Here is a 14,749-nt window from a genome sequence, read left to right as displayed (position 1 = left end):
GGGCTTGAAGGATGAGTGCTGCATCGCTGTCACCTCACGGCTTCGTCGCCGTACGCGGCCGTGGCTACCCGGCGGCGGAGACCGACGCCTATGTCACCGCCCTCTCCCAGGACCGCGACGACGCCTGGGAACGCGCCGCCCGGCTCACTGTCCTCGCCAAGGAGATGGAGGCGGACGCGGCCGACTTGCGCGAGGTGGTGTCGGGGCTTGCCCAGCAGACGTACGAGACGCTTGGGCGCCGCGCCCAGTACCTGTTCGCCCTCGCCGCCGAGGAGTCCGAAGAGCTGGTGACGGCGGCCCGGAACGAGGCGCAGGCCGAGGTCGACGCGGCCGAAGAGGCGGCCCGGCAGACCCGTGACTCGGCACGCGAGCAGGCCGATTCCGTACGGGCGGACGCCGACGCGCGCGCCCAGCAGATCCTGCTCGCCGCGCGGGCGGAGGCCGACGAGCTGCGCATCGAGGCCCGCCGCGAGGTCAAGGAGCAGCGAGGGGAGGCCGTGGCCGCGTGGAAGGAGATGCGCCAAAGGGGCGAGTCCATGCTGGCCGACCTGGATCGGGAACAGGCCGAGCGCTGGGAGGCGATGGAACGTGAACTCGCCGACCGGCAGGACGAGTTGGATGCCTGCCTTGCCGAGCGGGCCTCCCGCGCCGAGTCCGGCCTCGCGGAGGCCGAGCGCACCTTCGCGGAGGCGGACCACTACTCCCGCCACGGCCAGGAGGACGTCCAGGCACGGGCCGCGGAAGTGATCGCCGAGGCCTGGGCTCGCGCGGAACGGATCGCGCAGGAGACGGAGCGGATGCTGCGGGAGCACGAGGCGTCCCGCGAGGAGATCCAGGCGCACATGGCGCACATCCGCAACAGTCTGACGACGCTCACGGGGCGGGCGGCGGCGGAGGGTTGAGTCGGTCCGCCACGGAAGGAGCGTTCGTACATCTGCGCCATCCATTGCCCTGGCGTGGTCGTCACATGGGTAAATCTTGATCAAGCTCTTCTAAGGTCGGGATTTGCAATGCGTGAACACAACGGGGGAGGCGTCGCATGGGCGAAGGCAAGGGTGACGGCAAGGTCCTTGAAATCCATACCACCGACATCAAGTTGACGGCGCCGGTCTTCCAAACGCAGGCCCAGAACCTGAGCACGGCGCTGACGACGCTGGTGACCACCTTGGACGGGCTCGGCGCTCCCTGGGGGGACGACGAGCAGGGCAAGAGCTTCTACGACGCCTACCACCCCCAGCAGCCACGCCTGATGTACTGCCGCGGTGAGGGGTGCTGAATGAACCCCATGGACGATCCGCAAAGCGGAGCGTGGGCGGAATCAATCGACGGTGCCGCCGACTACCTGGAGTACTTGTCTCAGAATGTGGGGCTGGCCGAATGGGCTGCCGTATCGCGTGTCTTCTTTCCGCAGTTTGTGGAAGTCGATGGCTGTGTTCTGTGGGACCGGGTGTATGACCCCGACAATCTTCGAATCTGGCGAGAAGAGTTGAAGGGGGATGTTTCTTCCATCGAGGCGACCCTGAATCAATTCAGACTGTGGCAGTACATCGAAATCGACGATGATGAATCCCAGCGCCGCGCCTTCGAGTTGGCTCGAGAGATCGCCGCATCCTGGCGTGGCTGCCTTGAGCGATCGTTTCCTGGCCGAAGCTTTGATGTTCAGGCGACCGACACGGTTGATGGCCCCGTCGTGAGCTTCACGAGCCTGACTGCATGAAATTTGTGAAAGCCGATTGGGACCCAAATCCGGGCGGGTTCAACCTGGACCCGAGCGCCTATTTGGCGGAACTCCCGAAAATAAGGGAAGCGCTGCCTGCCGGCGCTCGGGAGTTCGCTTTCGATGCTGGGCACTACAGCATGCGCAGCAACCGGTGTGTTAAGGACCTGGAGCTGGCCGGGATCCACGTAGCGACGGATAAGAACGGTGTCCTGACTCTCGAGTTCGCGCCCAATCAATGTGCGTTCAATGTGCGGGGGATAGCTACACGGCGGGCCGAGAACATCAGGCAGCGCTACCTGCTGGGCGGGGCGCAGCTGGGGCAGCTGGACCGGCCGCCCACGATGTGGGCTCAGGCGTGGTACCAACGGCTGATGGGGGCGTTCATGGCCTTCGCGGGCCTGGTGATGCTGCTCGGCGGTGGCGCGCTCTGGTTCGGCTGACGGGGTCCCTCGCGCCGGCCGCGCTTCCTGCGGGAGCATGGCCGCCCCGCTGCCCGGTGAGCAGCGGGGCTGAGTTGCCCGTAGCCGCGCTCCCTATGCGCGGGTAACGCGGATCGCGACCCGCGCGCCGAGGACGTACGCGTTGCCGTCCGCGAACTCCAGCCGCTTGCGCCGCCCGCTCACCTCTCGTACGTCGCAGACGGTGTGCGGGATGCCGCCCACGTCGATCACATCGCCTCTGCGCACCCCGTCGGCGGTGACGCTGACGATCCGCATGACTCACGCTCCTCTCGTCCTACCGGGGGCGGGCAAGGCTTTGCTTGTTGGCTTCCCGCACCTTGGCCAGCAGCTCTTCGCGGCGTGCGGCCTCCGGGTCGTCCTGCGCCGGTTGCTCGTCCGGCTCGGGTTCGTCGTCGCTCATGGCGTGGATCCCCGCAGGGCTGCCGCCAGTTGACGGACGATGCCCGGGTTGCAGCGATCGAGGTCCACGAGCGGCTGCGGTACGTCGCGGGCGAGGGATGCGTTGTCCAGTCCGAGCGAGGGCAGCACCACGCCGACCGCCGCGAGTGTGTCGCGTAGCTCGTCCCGCGCCGCCTCGGCGTCCTTGATCCGTTCAATCGCCGCTCTGCGTTCAGCCCTTTCCATGTCTGCGTGCCTTCCGTGGTTGCTCACACCTTCCACTGATGAGCATCGGTACGTAGGGCTACGATCACTAGGGGTAGCGATTTTCGGGGCGCGCGAACGAAAACGGGGGCGGCGATGCCTGCACCGAAGGAGCTTGATCCGACGGCGTCTTTGGCCGCGCTCTACGGCACGAAGCTGCGCAAGCTCCGTGTCCGCGCGGGGTGGACGCAGCGCGAGCTGGGCGGCAAGGTCCCCATCGCGCACAGCAGGATTGCCCAGTTCGAGCTGGGCAACGAGACGCCTCCCAAGGACATCGACAGGAAGCTGGACACGCTTCTGGGTGCGGATGGCGATCTGACCGACTTGTGGGGTCATGTCAGGCGAACGCCGTTCCCGGACTGGGCGCGGACGTTCATGACGTACGAGGCCAAGGCGAGCGCCTTGCACAAGTACATGGCGCACAGCGTGCCCGGTCTGCTCCAGACCGAGGAGTACGCCCGTGAGGTGCTGCGCCTCGGCCAGCCCTGGTGCACAGAAGGGGAGATCGAAGAGAAGGTGGCTGCCCGGATGCTCCGACAGGACCTTCTGCGGACAGAGCGGCCTCCATTGCTTTGGGTAGTGCTCGACGAGGCGGTGATCCGGCGTCCCGTAGGCGGGTCGGCGATCATGTGCGATCAGTTGGCCCGCGTCGTCGAAGCGGCGAAGGCGCCCGGCGTTGAGGTGCAGGTCCTGCCCTTTGCGGCCGGCGGGCATTCGGCCATGGGCGGCTCGGTGACTCTGTTGTCATTCGAAAACGCGCCGGATGTGGCCTACCTTGAGGCGGGACACTCCGGGGAACTGGTGGAAGACAGGGCAGCGGTGGCCCGGCACTCCTATCGGTACGATCTTGTGCACGCCCGGGCGCTGCCGCCTGATGCGTCAACTGCCTTGATCGAGCAGGCAATGGAGGCCTTGAGAGCATGCACGCCATACGACCTGACGTGACATCCGCTGCCTGGCGCAAGAGCAGTCACAGCGACGGGGGCGGTGGCGACTGCGTTGAGGTCGCCGATGGATTCCCAGGCCTCGCCCCCGTCCGCGACAGCAAGAACCCCCGCGGCCCTGTTCTGGTCTTCCCGGCCGGCGCCTGGGCCGCTTTCGTCGCCGAGGTGAAGAGCGCCGGGTACTCCGGCTGATCGACTCCACCTCCGCGGAACCGCGTTCCCGCAGGTCCGCACCGGGACCCGATTTCCCGCGCCCCGGCTCGGCGCGCTCTTCCCCAAAGGAACGGGAGAAGGAACCAGCCAACCCCAACGGCCAACTCCCGTCGATACACGATCGGGTGACGGAGTGTCCGGATATCGGAGCGGTGAGGTACGGTCGGCCGCAACAACCTCACACAGACGTCGGCCCCCGGCAGGACTGCAATCCACACCGAGGGCCTGACCATCAAGGAAGCTGAAGACCTTCCCCATGGCTGACCCGCAGTCTAACGCGGCCCTGCCCGCGCTCCCCGAGGACGCCCCGCGCGCCGGAGTCCTCCACGTACGCCACCGCCACACCGACCGGTTCACGGTCGTCGGCAACCACCTCGCCCAGCACAAGTCGCTCTCCGCGACCGCGATCGGGCTCGCCGTGCACATCCAGTCACTGCCCGACGGGGCGTCCGTCACCGCCAAGGCGCTGACCCTGCGCTTCCCGGAGGGCGAGACGACCATCCGCAGGGCGCTCAACGAGCTTGAGGAAGCCGGGTACTTGGAGCGCCGCCTCGTCCCCCTCGGTGGCGGGCGCATCGCCACGCGGACCATCTCGTACGAGAAGCCGGGCTGTGTGCCCGTAGCCCCGGCAATCCCCGTAACGGAGGACCGGGCTCCCACGCCCCCGCCCCCGCTCCACCCGTTGAGGAGGCGTCCGGCCTCGCCTTCGAGCTGCTTGCCGGGCTGCGCGGCATCGACCCGCGCCTGCTGCTCTCCGTACGCGACGTACACCGCCTCGCGCCCGCCGTGGACGACTGGCTCACGCGTAACGCCACCCCCGCTCAGATCACCCGCACCCTCACCGCGAACCTCCCGGCCGTCCCCATCCACCACCCGGCGCGCTTCCTGGAACACCGCCTGACTGCGCTCCTGCCGCCGCCGCTCCCGGTCCTCGCTCCGCCCGAACCTGTCGTCCCGCTCCGTACCTGTGACGGCTGCGAGCGGGCTTTCCGGTCCCAGGAGCCGGAGGACCGCTGTCGCGACTGCCGCGCGGCGGCCCCGGCAGCGGCATGAGCGGTGCTCCCGCGGCGGAGGGGCGAGGTGGCCCTTCAGCCGTCGTGAGGCGCTACTTCACCGGCGTGATGTGCGATCGCCGAGAGGGTAAGCCTCAGCGGGAAAGCTTCACGGAGATCGCACAACCTCCTACTGCGCAGGGGCGTCCGCGTTCGGTTCGTCGAGTACGGGAAAGCGGCGCGGGGCGACGAAGAGGAGGACGAGCAGGGACAACGCCGCAGCCGTTGCCGCGCCCACGTACACGTAGTCGACCGCCGCCGCGACCGCTCGGCGCAGTTCGTCCGACGATTCGTCCCTCGTCACGGCACGGGCCACCGAATCGAGGTCGCCGCCGCCGAGGCGTGCTGACAGGACGCCGTTCGCAATCGCGCCGAACAGGGCCGCGCCGATGCTCTGGCCCACCTGGCGGCAGAAGAGTACGGACGCCGTCGTCGTGCCCCGCTCCGACCAGCCGACCGTCGACTGGACGCCGACGATCAACGGGAGTTGGAAGAGGCCGAGCGCCCCGCCGAGCAGCAGCATGATCAGGGCCGGCTGCCAGGGTTCGCCGGGGTACGGGAGGAGGGGGAAGGCGAGCAGGATCAGACCCGCGAGCGTGATGCCGATGATCGCGGTCTGCCGGAAGCCGATCCGGGTGTAGACCCGGTTCGACAGGGCGGCGCTGACCGGCCAGCTCAGGGTCATGACGGAGAGCACGAAGCCCGCGGCGATCGGGCCGAGGCCGAGGACCGACTGGGCGTAGGTGGGGAGGAAGACGGTCGGGGCGACCATCAGCAGGCCCAGCGCGCCGAGTGCCAGATTGACCGCGGCGATGGTGCGGCGGCGCCAGACCCAGCCGGGGATGATCGGCTCGGCGGCCCGCCGTTCGACGACCACCACCACGGCGACAAGGACCGCGCTTCCGCCGAGCAGGGCGAGCGAGGGCACGGAGAGCCAGGGCCAGGCGATGCCTCCCTGGACGAGCGCGGTGAGCAGGAGCGTGCCCGCGGCGAAGACGGCCAGGGCGCCGGGCCAGTCGATCCGGGGCCGGGCGGCCGGTCGCGTACGCGACGGTTCGCGCAGATGGCGGGCGATCAGCCAGAGGGCGACCGCGCCGACCGGCAGGTTGATCAGGAAGATCCAGCGCCAGTGTGCGTACGAGGCGAGCAGCCCGCCGATCGCGGGCCCGGCCACCGCCGAGACCGCCCACACCGTCGACAACCGGGCCTGGATCCTGGGGCGTTCCCCCAGCGGGTAGAGGTCGGCGGCGATGGTCTGCACGGTGCCCTGGAGCGCTCCGCCGCCCAGGCCCTGCACCACGCGGAACGCGATCAGCGCGGCCATGTTCCAGGCGCCCGCGCACAGCAGTGAGCCGATGAGGAAGAGGACGATGCCGGCGAGCAGGACCGGCTTGCGTCCGAAGGTGTCGGAGAGCTTCCCGTACACGGGGAGGGTGACGGTGACGGCGAGCAGATAGCCGGAGAAGAGCCAGGAGAAGACGGAGAAGCCGCCGAGGTCGCCGACGATCTGGGGCACGGCGGTGGAGACGATGGTGCCGTCGAGCGCGGCGAGCGCCATCCCGAGCATGAGCGCGGCCACGACCGGCCCGCGCCCGCGTGCCTCGGCCGCCCCGGCCCCGGTCCCGGTCCCGTTGACCCGAATGGCCGTTCCGGGGGTGGCGGCCCGCCCTACGGACCCGGCGGCCCGCCCCGCGGACCCCATGGCCCCCGCCGCCCGTATCCCCTCCGGATCGTCACAACTTTCCGCGCTCATCCCAGAATCCTTTCCCCCTGCATCTATTTCCCGGAACACCTTCTCACTTGAGCCTCACGCAGCGGGAGGGTGCAGGCTCGGTCCGTGCGGGTCCACCCGGAGGTGGAGTCCCCCTAAGGGCTCCTCCTTACTGATGCCAGGGAGACGTTCGTCCCGGGGGACGACGAGGAGGCGGCGTTCGACTCCTTAACTTGGTCTTACGGCCGCAGCTGGGGCCCGCGCCACCGGGGGGTGGGGAAAACCCCCGGCCCAAGACTGCGCTGCGCACCAGCGCGCCGGACCGCTTCCGCCGACAGACTCGTATCCGTACGCGGCGACACCAACTGATCACCGACATAGGAGAAATACAGTGACAACGGCTGTGACCACTTCCCTGCACGGGGACACCGGAGGGCGAACGGCCGTCGCCGCGCGAGGGCGGCAGGTCGTCAAGGCCTACGGCTCCGGGGAGACCCGCGTCGTCGCGCTCGACCATGTCGACGTCGACATAGCCCGCGGGCAGTTCACCGCGATCATGGGCCCCTCGGGGTCCGGCAAGTCGACGCTCATGCACTGCCTGGCCGGTCTCGACACCGTCACCTCGGGCGAGATCTACCTCGACGCCACCGAGATCACCAAGCTCAAGGACAAGAAGCTCACGCAGCTGCGCCGGGACCGCATCGGCTTCATCTTCCAGGCATTCAACCTGCTGCCCACGCTCAACGCCCTGGAGAACATCACGCTCCCCATGGATATCGCCGGCCGTAAGCCGGACGCGGGCTGGCTGAACCGGGTCGTCGAGACGGTGGGCCTGTCCGACCGGCTGAAGCACCGGCCGACCCAGCTCTCCGGCGGTCAGCAGCAGCGCGTCGCCGTGGCCCGCGCGCTCGCCGCCCGACCCGAGATCATCTTCGGCGACGAGCCGACCGGAAACCTCGACTCCCGTGCGGGAGCAGAGGTGCTGGGCTTCCTGCGGAGGTCCGTGGACGAACTCGGCCAGACCATCGTGATGGTCACGCACGACCCGGTTGCCGCCTCATACGCGGACCGTGTCCTGTACCTCGCCGACGGCCGGATCGTGGACGAGATGTTCCGGCCCACCGCCGACGCCGTACTCGACCGCATGAAGGATTTCGACGCTCGGGGGCGGACGTCGTGACCGTACTCAAGACCTCCCTGCGCAACTTCTTCGCGCACAAGGGGCGAATGGCGCTCTCGGCGGTGGCCGTGCTGCTGTCGGTGGCCTTCGTCTCGGGCACGCTCGTGTTCACCGACACGATGAACACCACCTTCGACAAGCTCTTCGCCGCGACCGCGTCCGATGTCACCGTCACCCCCAAGGGCTCCGGCGACGACGAGAACCCGAAGACCGGCAAGCCCGAGTCGTTGCCCGCCTCGCTCGTCGGGACGGTGGCGAAGGCGGACGGAGTGAAGTCCGCCGAAGGCGGCGTCTCCTCCATGAACGTGACCGTCGTCAACTCCGAGAACAAGGACATGGGTTCCAGCAACGGCGCTCCCACGATCGCCGCCAACTGGACCTCGAACGACCTCAAGGCGATGGAGATCACCTCCGGCCACGCGCCGCGCGGCCCCACCGAGGTGATGGTCGACGCCGACACCGCCGACAAGCACCACCTGGGGATCGGCGACGAACTGCGCACCATAGCCGTCACCGGCGACTTCACGGCCAAGATCTCCGGCATCGCCTCCTTCAAGGTCACCAACCCCGGTGCGGCCGTCGTCTACTTCGACACCCCCACCGCCCAGCGTGAACTGCTCGGCGCGGAAGGCCGGTTCACCCGGATCTCCGTCACCGGCGCCGACGGCGTCAGCGACGAACAGCTCAAGCAGAACGTCGCGAAGACGCTGCACGCCCCCTTCAAGCTGCAGACCGCCAAGGAAGCCGCGGATGCCGGCCGCGCGGACGTCGGCTCGTTCCTCGACGTGATGAAGTACGCGATGCTCGGCTTCGCCGGGATCGCTCTCCTCGTCGGCATCTTCCTGATCGTCAACACCTTCTCGATGCTGGTCGCCCAGCGCACCCGTGAGATCGGCCTGATGCGGGCCATCGGCTCCAGCCGCAAGCAGGTCAACCGCTCCGTGCTGGTCGAGGCACTGCTGCTCGGAGTCGTTGGCTCCGTCGCGGGCGTCGCCGCCGGTGTCGGCCTGGCCGTCGGGCTGATGAAACTGATGGGCTCCATGGGTATGGAGCTGTCCACCCGCGACCTGACGGTGAAGTGGACGACCCCGGTCGTCGGGCTCGTCCTCGGCATCGTTGTGACCGTCGTCGCCGCCTATGTTCCGGCGCGGCGGGCGGGCAAGGTCTCCCCGATGGCCGCCCTGCGCGACGCCGGTACGCCGGCCGACGGCAAGGCGGGCCGCATCCGGGCCGCGATCGGCCTGCTGCTCACCGGCGGCGGCGCGGCCGCGCTCCTGGTCGCCACCCGCGCCGACAAGGCGAGCGAGGGCTCGATGTTCCTCGGCCTGGGCGTGGTTCTCTCGCTCATCGGCTTCGTGGTCATCGGCCCGCTGCTCGCGGGAGTCGTGGTGCGCGTGATCAGCGCGCTCGTCCTGCGGATGTTCGGTCCGGTCGGCCGCCTCGCGGAGCGCAACGCGCTGCGCAACCCGCGCCGCACCGGAGCGACGGGCGCCGCCCTGATGATCGGCCTCGCGCTGGTGGCGTGCCTCTCGGTGGTCGGGTCCTCGATGGTCGCCTCGGCCACGAGCGAGCTCGACAAGTCGGTCGGCGCGGACTTCATCATCCAGTCAGGCAAGGGCCAGCTGATCATTCCGCAGGTCGAGCAGGCCCTGAAGAAGGCCCCGCACATCGATCACGTCACCGACTACAAGGGTGTGGAGGCGAAGCTGACCGCCCCCGACGGCAGGACGGAGGACGAGGAGCTCGTCGCCGCCGATCCGACGTACGCACAGGATCTGCGCCGCGAGACCGTCGCGGGCGAGCTCTCAGCGGCGTACGGCAAGGACGCGATGTCGGTGGGCGACCGCTATGCCAAGCGCCACGGCATCAAGGTCGGCGACACGATCAAGGTCGCTTTCAAGAACGGGCGGACCGCCGGGCTGAAGATCGCGGCGATCACCTCCGACGACTCGAACATCGACAAGGGCGTGATGTACACCAACATCACGACAGCGGCTCAGTACGTCCCTGCCGCCAAGATGCCGCAGAACGTGATCATGTTCGCGACGGCCCAGGACGGCAAGGAGAAGGAGGCCTACGCGGCCCTGAAGGCGTCGATGGCCAAGTACCCGCAGTACAAGGTGCAGAACCAGACCGACTTCAAGCAGGACCTGAAGGACCAGATCGGTCAGCTGCTGAACATCGTCTACGGCCTGCTGGCGCTCGCGATCATCGTCGCGGTGCTGGGTGTGGTGAACACGCTGGCCCTGTCGGTGGTCGAGCGGACCCGGGAGATCGGCCTGATGCGCGCCATCGGTCTCTCCCGCCGCCAGCTGCGCCGCATGATCCGCCTGGAATCGGTGGTCATCGCCCTCTTCGGTGCCCTGCTGGGCCTCGGCCTGGGCATGGGCTGGGGCACGGCGGCCCAGAAGCTGCTGGCTCTGGAGGGCCTGGGAGTCCTGGAGATTCCGTGGCCGACGATCATCACAGTCTTCGTGGCATCAGCGTTCGTCGGCCTGTTCGCGGCCCTGGTCCCGGCCTTCCGGGCGGGCCGGATGAATGTGCTGAACGCCATCGCCACGGAGTAGCGGGGGCAACGGGGGAAGCGGGGGACAACGGGGGAGTAGCGACGGGGGCGCTACGGTAAGGGGGCCCGGCCCCGGGGTGTTCCTCCAAACACCCCGGGCCGGGCCTTTGCTCTGCCGTGGGCCCTTTGCCCCGTAACGGAACCGGACGGCGGGGGGCGCGCGGTCGTCGTAGGCTTAAGACCCCCGGCCCGTTCCACGTGTCGGGCGGTTCGCGTTGCCCACCCCCGCCCCGGATGGAAGCCCTTCATGAGCCTGCACGGTCTGCTCGATGCCGTCGTACGTGACCCGGCGCTCGCCGAAGCGGTGAAGGCTGCCGGCGACGGTCACCGTATGCATGTCGACCTGGTGGGACCGCCCGCCGTCCGCCCCTTTGCCGTGGCCGCGCTCGCCCGGGAGACCGGGCGGACGGTGCTGGCCGTCACCGCGACCGGGCGGGAGGCCGAGGATCTTGCCGCGGCGCTGCGTTCGCTGCTGCCCGAGGCGGGCATCGCCGAGTACCCGTCCTGGGAGACCCTCCCGCACGAGCGGCTCTCGCCCCGCTCGGACACCGTGGGGCGCAGGCTCGCGGTGCTGCGCAGGCTGGCCCATCCCTCGAAGGACGACCCGAGCGCCGGGCCGGTCTCCGTCGTGGTCGCGCCGATCCGTTCCGTACTGCAGCCGCAGGTCAAGGGGCTCGGCGACCTGGAGCCTGTGGCTCTGCGCACCGGGCAGCAGGCCGACCTGAACGAGATCGTGGACGGCCTCGCGGCAGCCGCGTACTCCCGGGTCGAACTGGTCGAGAAGCGCGGCGAGTTCGCCGTGCGCGGCGGAATCCTCGATGTTTTCCCGCCGACCGAGGAGCACCCCCTGCGGGTGGAGTTCTGGGGCGACGACGTCGAGGAGATCCGTTACTTCAAGATCGCCGACCAGCGCTCGCTGGAGGTGGCGGAGCACGGGCTCTGGGCGCCGCCCTGCCGTGAACTGCTGCTGACGGACGACGTACGGCAGCGGGCGGCGGCCCTCGCCGAGGAACATCCCGAGCTGGGGGAACTGCTCGGCAAGATCGCCGAGGGCATTGCGGTCGAGGGCATGGAGTCCCTGGCCCCGGTTCTGGTCGACGACATGGAACTGCTGCTCGACGTGCTGCCGCAGGGCTCGATGGCCGTGGTCTGCGATCCCGAGCGGGTGCGCACCCGGGCCGCGGACCTGGTGGCGACCAGCCAGGAGTTCCTGCAGGCGTCCTGGGCGGCGACCGCGGGCGGGGGCGAGGCGCCGATCGACGTCGACGCGGCCTCTCTGTGGGGGATCGCGGACGTACGGGAGAGGGCACGCGAACTCGGGCTGATGTGGTGGTCCGTATCCCCCTTCGCCGCCGACGAAGAGTTGTCGGAAGACACTTTCAAGCTGGGCATGCACGCCCCGGAGAGCTACCGGGGCGACACGGCCCGCGCGCTCGCCGACACCAAGGGCTGGCTGGCGGACGGCTGGCGCACGGTGTTCGTGACCGAGGCCCACGGCCCCGCGGCCCGCACTGTCGAGGTGCTGGGCGGGGAGGGCATCGCAGCCCGCCTCGACGCCGACCTCGCCGAGATCTCCCCGTCCCTGGTGCATGTGGCGTGCGGCTCGATCGACTACGGCTTCGTCGACCCGGCCCTCAGGCTCGCCGTCCTCACCGAGACCGACCTCTCCGGCCAGAAGGCGGCGGGCAAGGACGGCCAGCGGATGCCCGCCAAGCGCCGCAAGACGATCGACCCGCTCACCCTGGAGGCGGGCGACTACATCGTCCACGAGCAGCACGGCGTGGGCCGGTACGTCGAGATGGTGCAGCGTACGGTGCAGAACGCGACCCGCGAGTATCTGCTCGTCGAGTACGCCCCCGCCAAGCGCGGCCAGCCCGGCGACCGGCTGTACATCCCCACCGATCAGCTGGAGCAGGTCACCAAGTACGTCGGTGGCGAGGCTCCGACCCTGCACCGGCTCGGCGGTGCGGACTGGACGAAGACGAAGGCGCGCGCCAAGAAGGCCGTGAAGGAGATCGCGGCCGACCTCATCAAGCTCTACTCCGCCCGCATGGCGGCCCCCGGCCACGCCTTCGGCGCGGACACCCCCTGGCAGCGCGAGCTGGAGGACGCTTTCCCCTATGTGGAGACCCCCGACCAGCTGAGCACCATCGCCGAGGTCAAGGAGGACATGGAGAAGACGGTCCCGATGGACCGGCTGATCTGCGGCGACGTCGGCTACGGCAAGACGGAGATCGCGGTACGGGCCGCTTTCAAGGCCGTCCAGGACGGCAAGCAGGTCGCGGTCCTGGTCCCGACGACCCTGCTCGTACAGCAGCACTTCGGCACCTTCTCCGAGCGCTACTCCCAATTCCCCGTGAACGTACGGGCGTTGAGCCGCTTCCAGTCAGACACGGAGGCCAAGGCGACGCTGGAGGGTCTGCGGGACGGCGCGGTGGACCTCGTGATCGGCACGCATCGGCTGTTCTCGTCGGAGACGAAGTTCAAGGACCTGGGACTGGTCGTCGTCGACGAGGAGCAGCGCTTCGGCGTCGAGCACAAGGAGCAGCTGAAGAAGCTCCGCGCCAACGTCGACGTCCTGACGATGTCGGCCACCCCCATCCCCCGTACGCTCGAAATGGCGGTCACCGGCATCCGTGAGATGTCGACGATCACCACCCCGCCGGAGGAGCGGCACCCGGTGCTGACCTTCGTCGGCCCGTTCGAGGAAAAGCAGATCGGCGCGGCGATCCGCCGTGAACTGCTGCGCGAGGGCCAGGTCTTCTACATCCACAACCGCGTCGAGTCCATCGACCGCGCGGCGGCCCGCCTGCGGGACATCGTCCCCGAGGCGCGCATCGCCACGGCCCACGGCCAGATGCCGGAGTCGGTGCTGGAGCAGGTCGTGGTCGACTTCTGGGAGAAGAAGTTCGACGTGCTGGTCTCCACGACGATCGTCGAGTCCGGCATCGACATCTCCAACGCGAACACGCTCATCGTGGAGCGCGGCGACAACTTCGGTCTGTCGCAGCTGCATCAGCTGCGGGGCCGGGTGGGCCGCGGCCGCGAGCGGGGCTACGCGTACTTCCTGTACCCGCCGGAGAAGCCCTTGACGGAGACGGCGCACGAGCGTCTCGCCACCATCGCCCAGCACACCGAAATGGGCGCGGGCATGTACGTGGCGATGAAGGACCTGGAGATCCGCGGCGCGGGCAATCTCCTCGGCGGGGAACAGTCCGGCCATATCGCCGGCGTCGGCTTCGACCTGTACGTACGCATGGTGGGCGAGGCGGTGGCGGACTACCGCGCCTCGCTGGAGGGCGGCGTCGAGGAGGAGCCCCCGCTGGAGGTCAAGATCGAGCTCCCGGTCGACGCGCATGTCCCGCACGACTACGCGCCGGGCGAGCGGCTGCGGCTCCAGGCCTACCGGGCGATCGCCTCGGCGAACACCGAGGAGGACATCAAGGCCGTCCGCGAAGAACTCACCGACCGCTACGGCAAACTCCCCGAGCCGGTCGAGAACCTCCTCCTGGTGGCGGGCCTGCGCATGCTGGCACGGGCCTGCGGGGTCGGCGAGATCGTGCTCCAGGGAGCGAACATCCGCTTCGCCCCGGTGGAGTTGAGGGAGTCGCAGGAACTCCGCCTCAAGCGGCTTTACCCGCGCACGGTCATCAAGGCCCCGACCCGCCAGATCCTGGTGCCCCGCCCGACGGCGGGCAAGATCGGAGGGAAGCCGGTGGTGGGGCGGGAACTGCTGGGGTGGACGGGGGAGTTCCTGACAACGATCCTCGGTTCGTAACCCGTCGCCGTCCCAGCCGTCAGGGCGCTCTGAATGTCAGGCCCGTCAGTGCGCGGAAGGCCTCCTCCGGGTCGCCGTCGCCCACCGTGCGTTCCAGGTTGTGGCTCAGCAGCAGCGTTTCGCGAAGCCATGGGCGATCGACCAGGCGGCGACGCCCATCAGGTCCGCCTCCTCGGACGGGCTGCGGGACTCGACGCCCGCGTGCAGTCGGCTGCCGTGCGGGCCTTCGCGGTCAGCAGTTCCGGGTCGTCGCGGTGGTAGAGGTCGGGCAGGTGGGGCGGGCCCGGACACGCCACACCGCCCACGGGGGCCGGCTCGGCTCCGCGGGCGGTGCGTGTTGTATGTGTCTTTGATCTATCGCTGTGCAGGCGTCCCCATATGTACGTCCTTCCTCAGAGGACCAGGGTGCTTTCGACGCTACGCGCCCACTCCGCATAGCGCCAGGCGACGCCCTGGCGCGGACGATAGCGGAACGAAAGCGA

At 69.1% G+C, this 14,749-nt stretch carries 14 protein-coding genes; 10 read left to right on the top strand and 4 right to left on the bottom strand.

Annotated features, from left to right (window positions below):
- The first annotated feature begins 11 nt into the window (after nucleotides 1–11).
- The 4 genes from FBY35_RS32850 (at nucleotide 12) to FBY35_RS36535 (ending at nucleotide 2,160) form a co-directional block, all read left to right on the top strand.
- Complete coding sequence (locus tag FBY35_RS32850) at nucleotides 12–902, top strand: cellulose-binding protein (RefSeq protein ID WP_142217558.1); 891 nt, start codon at nucleotides 12–14, stop codon at nucleotides 900–902.
- A gap of 137 nt (nucleotides 903–1,039) precedes the next feature.
- Entirely contained in the window at nucleotides 1,040–1,276 is a 237-nt protein-coding gene (locus tag FBY35_RS32845) for a hypothetical protein (protein WP_260848893.1), read from the top strand.
- Nucleotides 1,277–1,717, top strand: coding sequence for a hypothetical protein (locus FBY35_RS32840; RefSeq protein ID WP_142217557.1), 441 nt, complete (start codon nucleotides 1,277–1,279; stop codon nucleotides 1,715–1,717).
- Nucleotides 1,714–2,160, top strand: a complete 447-nt coding sequence (locus FBY35_RS36535; RefSeq protein ID WP_186357120.1) for a hypothetical protein — start codon at nucleotides 1,714–1,716, stop codon at nucleotides 2,158–2,160. The genes FBY35_RS32840 and FBY35_RS36535 overlap by 4 nt, the downstream gene beginning before the upstream one ends.
- Before the next feature lie 93 nt (nucleotides 2,161–2,253).
- Here the strand turns inward: FBY35_RS36535 and FBY35_RS32830 are convergent, their stop codons facing one another.
- The 3 genes from FBY35_RS32830 to FBY35_RS32825 are packed head-to-tail and all read right to left on the bottom strand — an operon-like array spanning nucleotide 2,254 to nucleotide 2,805.
- Nucleotides 2,254–2,436, bottom strand: a complete 183-nt coding sequence (locus FBY35_RS32830) for a hypothetical protein (protein ID WP_142217556.1) — start codon at nucleotides 2,434–2,436, stop codon at nucleotides 2,254–2,256.
- Nucleotides 2,437–2,455: 19 nt separating this feature from the next.
- Nucleotides 2,456–2,581 carry a hypothetical protein gene (locus FBY35_RS37575; protein ID WP_260848892.1) on the bottom strand — a complete coding sequence of 42 codons (126 nt, stop codon included), beginning with the start codon at nucleotides 2,579–2,581 and terminating at the stop codon, nucleotides 2,456–2,458.
- Entirely contained in the window at nucleotides 2,578–2,805 is a 228-nt protein-coding gene (locus FBY35_RS32825; protein ID WP_142217555.1) for a hypothetical protein, read from the bottom strand. Before FBY35_RS32825 ends, FBY35_RS37575 begins: the two co-directional genes overlap by 4 nt.
- 114 nt (nucleotides 2,806–2,919) lie before the next feature.
- On the opposite strand from FBY35_RS32825, the gene FBY35_RS32820 reads away from it, so the two are divergent.
- The 3 genes from FBY35_RS32820 (at nucleotide 2,920) to FBY35_RS32810 (ending at nucleotide 4,881) form a co-directional block, all read left to right on the top strand.
- The gene (locus FBY35_RS32820) at nucleotides 2,920–3,768 is read left to right on the top strand and encodes a helix-turn-helix transcriptional regulator (RefSeq protein ID WP_142217554.1); all 849 of its coding nucleotides are present in this window, start codon (nucleotides 2,920–2,922) and stop codon (nucleotides 3,766–3,768) included.
- Entirely contained in the window at nucleotides 3,744–3,959 is a 216-nt protein-coding gene (locus FBY35_RS32815; protein WP_142217553.1) for a DUF397 domain-containing protein, read from the top strand. The genes FBY35_RS32820 and FBY35_RS32815 overlap by 25 nt, the downstream gene beginning before the upstream one ends.
- Before the next feature lie 277 nt (nucleotides 3,960–4,236).
- Nucleotides 4,237–4,881 carry a helix-turn-helix domain-containing protein gene (locus FBY35_RS32810; protein WP_260848891.1) on the top strand — a complete coding sequence of 215 codons (645 nt, stop codon included), beginning with the start codon at nucleotides 4,237–4,239 and terminating at the stop codon, nucleotides 4,879–4,881.
- A 281-nt stretch (nucleotides 4,882–5,162) separates the two neighbouring features.
- Here the strand turns inward: FBY35_RS32810 and FBY35_RS32805 are convergent, their stop codons facing one another.
- Complete coding sequence (locus FBY35_RS32805) at nucleotides 5,163–6,734, bottom strand: MFS transporter (RefSeq protein WP_142218295.1); 1,572 nt, start codon at nucleotides 6,732–6,734, stop codon at nucleotides 5,163–5,165.
- A gap of 400 nt (nucleotides 6,735–7,134) precedes the next feature.
- Here FBY35_RS32805 and FBY35_RS32800 point away from each other — a divergent pair, with 400 nt between their 5' ends.
- The 3 genes from FBY35_RS32800 (at nucleotide 7,135) to mfd (ending at nucleotide 14,267) form a co-directional block, all read left to right on the top strand.
- Nucleotides 7,135–7,923, top strand: coding sequence for an ABC transporter ATP-binding protein (locus tag FBY35_RS32800; RefSeq protein WP_142217552.1), 789 nt, complete (start codon nucleotides 7,135–7,137; stop codon nucleotides 7,921–7,923).
- Nucleotides 7,920–10,490, top strand: coding sequence for an ABC transporter permease (locus tag FBY35_RS32795; RefSeq protein WP_142217551.1), 2,571 nt, complete (start codon nucleotides 7,920–7,922; stop codon nucleotides 10,488–10,490). Before FBY35_RS32800 ends, FBY35_RS32795 begins: the two co-directional genes overlap by 4 nt.
- Before the next feature lie 246 nt (nucleotides 10,491–10,736).
- Nucleotides 10,737–14,267 carry a transcription-repair coupling factor gene (mfd, locus tag FBY35_RS32790; RefSeq protein WP_142217550.1) on the top strand — a complete coding sequence of 1,177 codons (3,531 nt, stop codon included), beginning with the start codon at nucleotides 10,737–10,739 and terminating at the stop codon, nucleotides 14,265–14,267.
- Nucleotides 14,268–14,749 lie beyond the last annotated feature (482 nt).

It is taken from the genome of Streptomyces sp. SLBN-118, from assembly GCF_006715635.1.
Lineage (GTDB): Bacteria > Actinomycetota > Actinomycetes > Streptomycetales > Streptomycetaceae > Streptomyces.
This window is presented reverse-complemented; position numbering and strand designations above follow the sequence as displayed.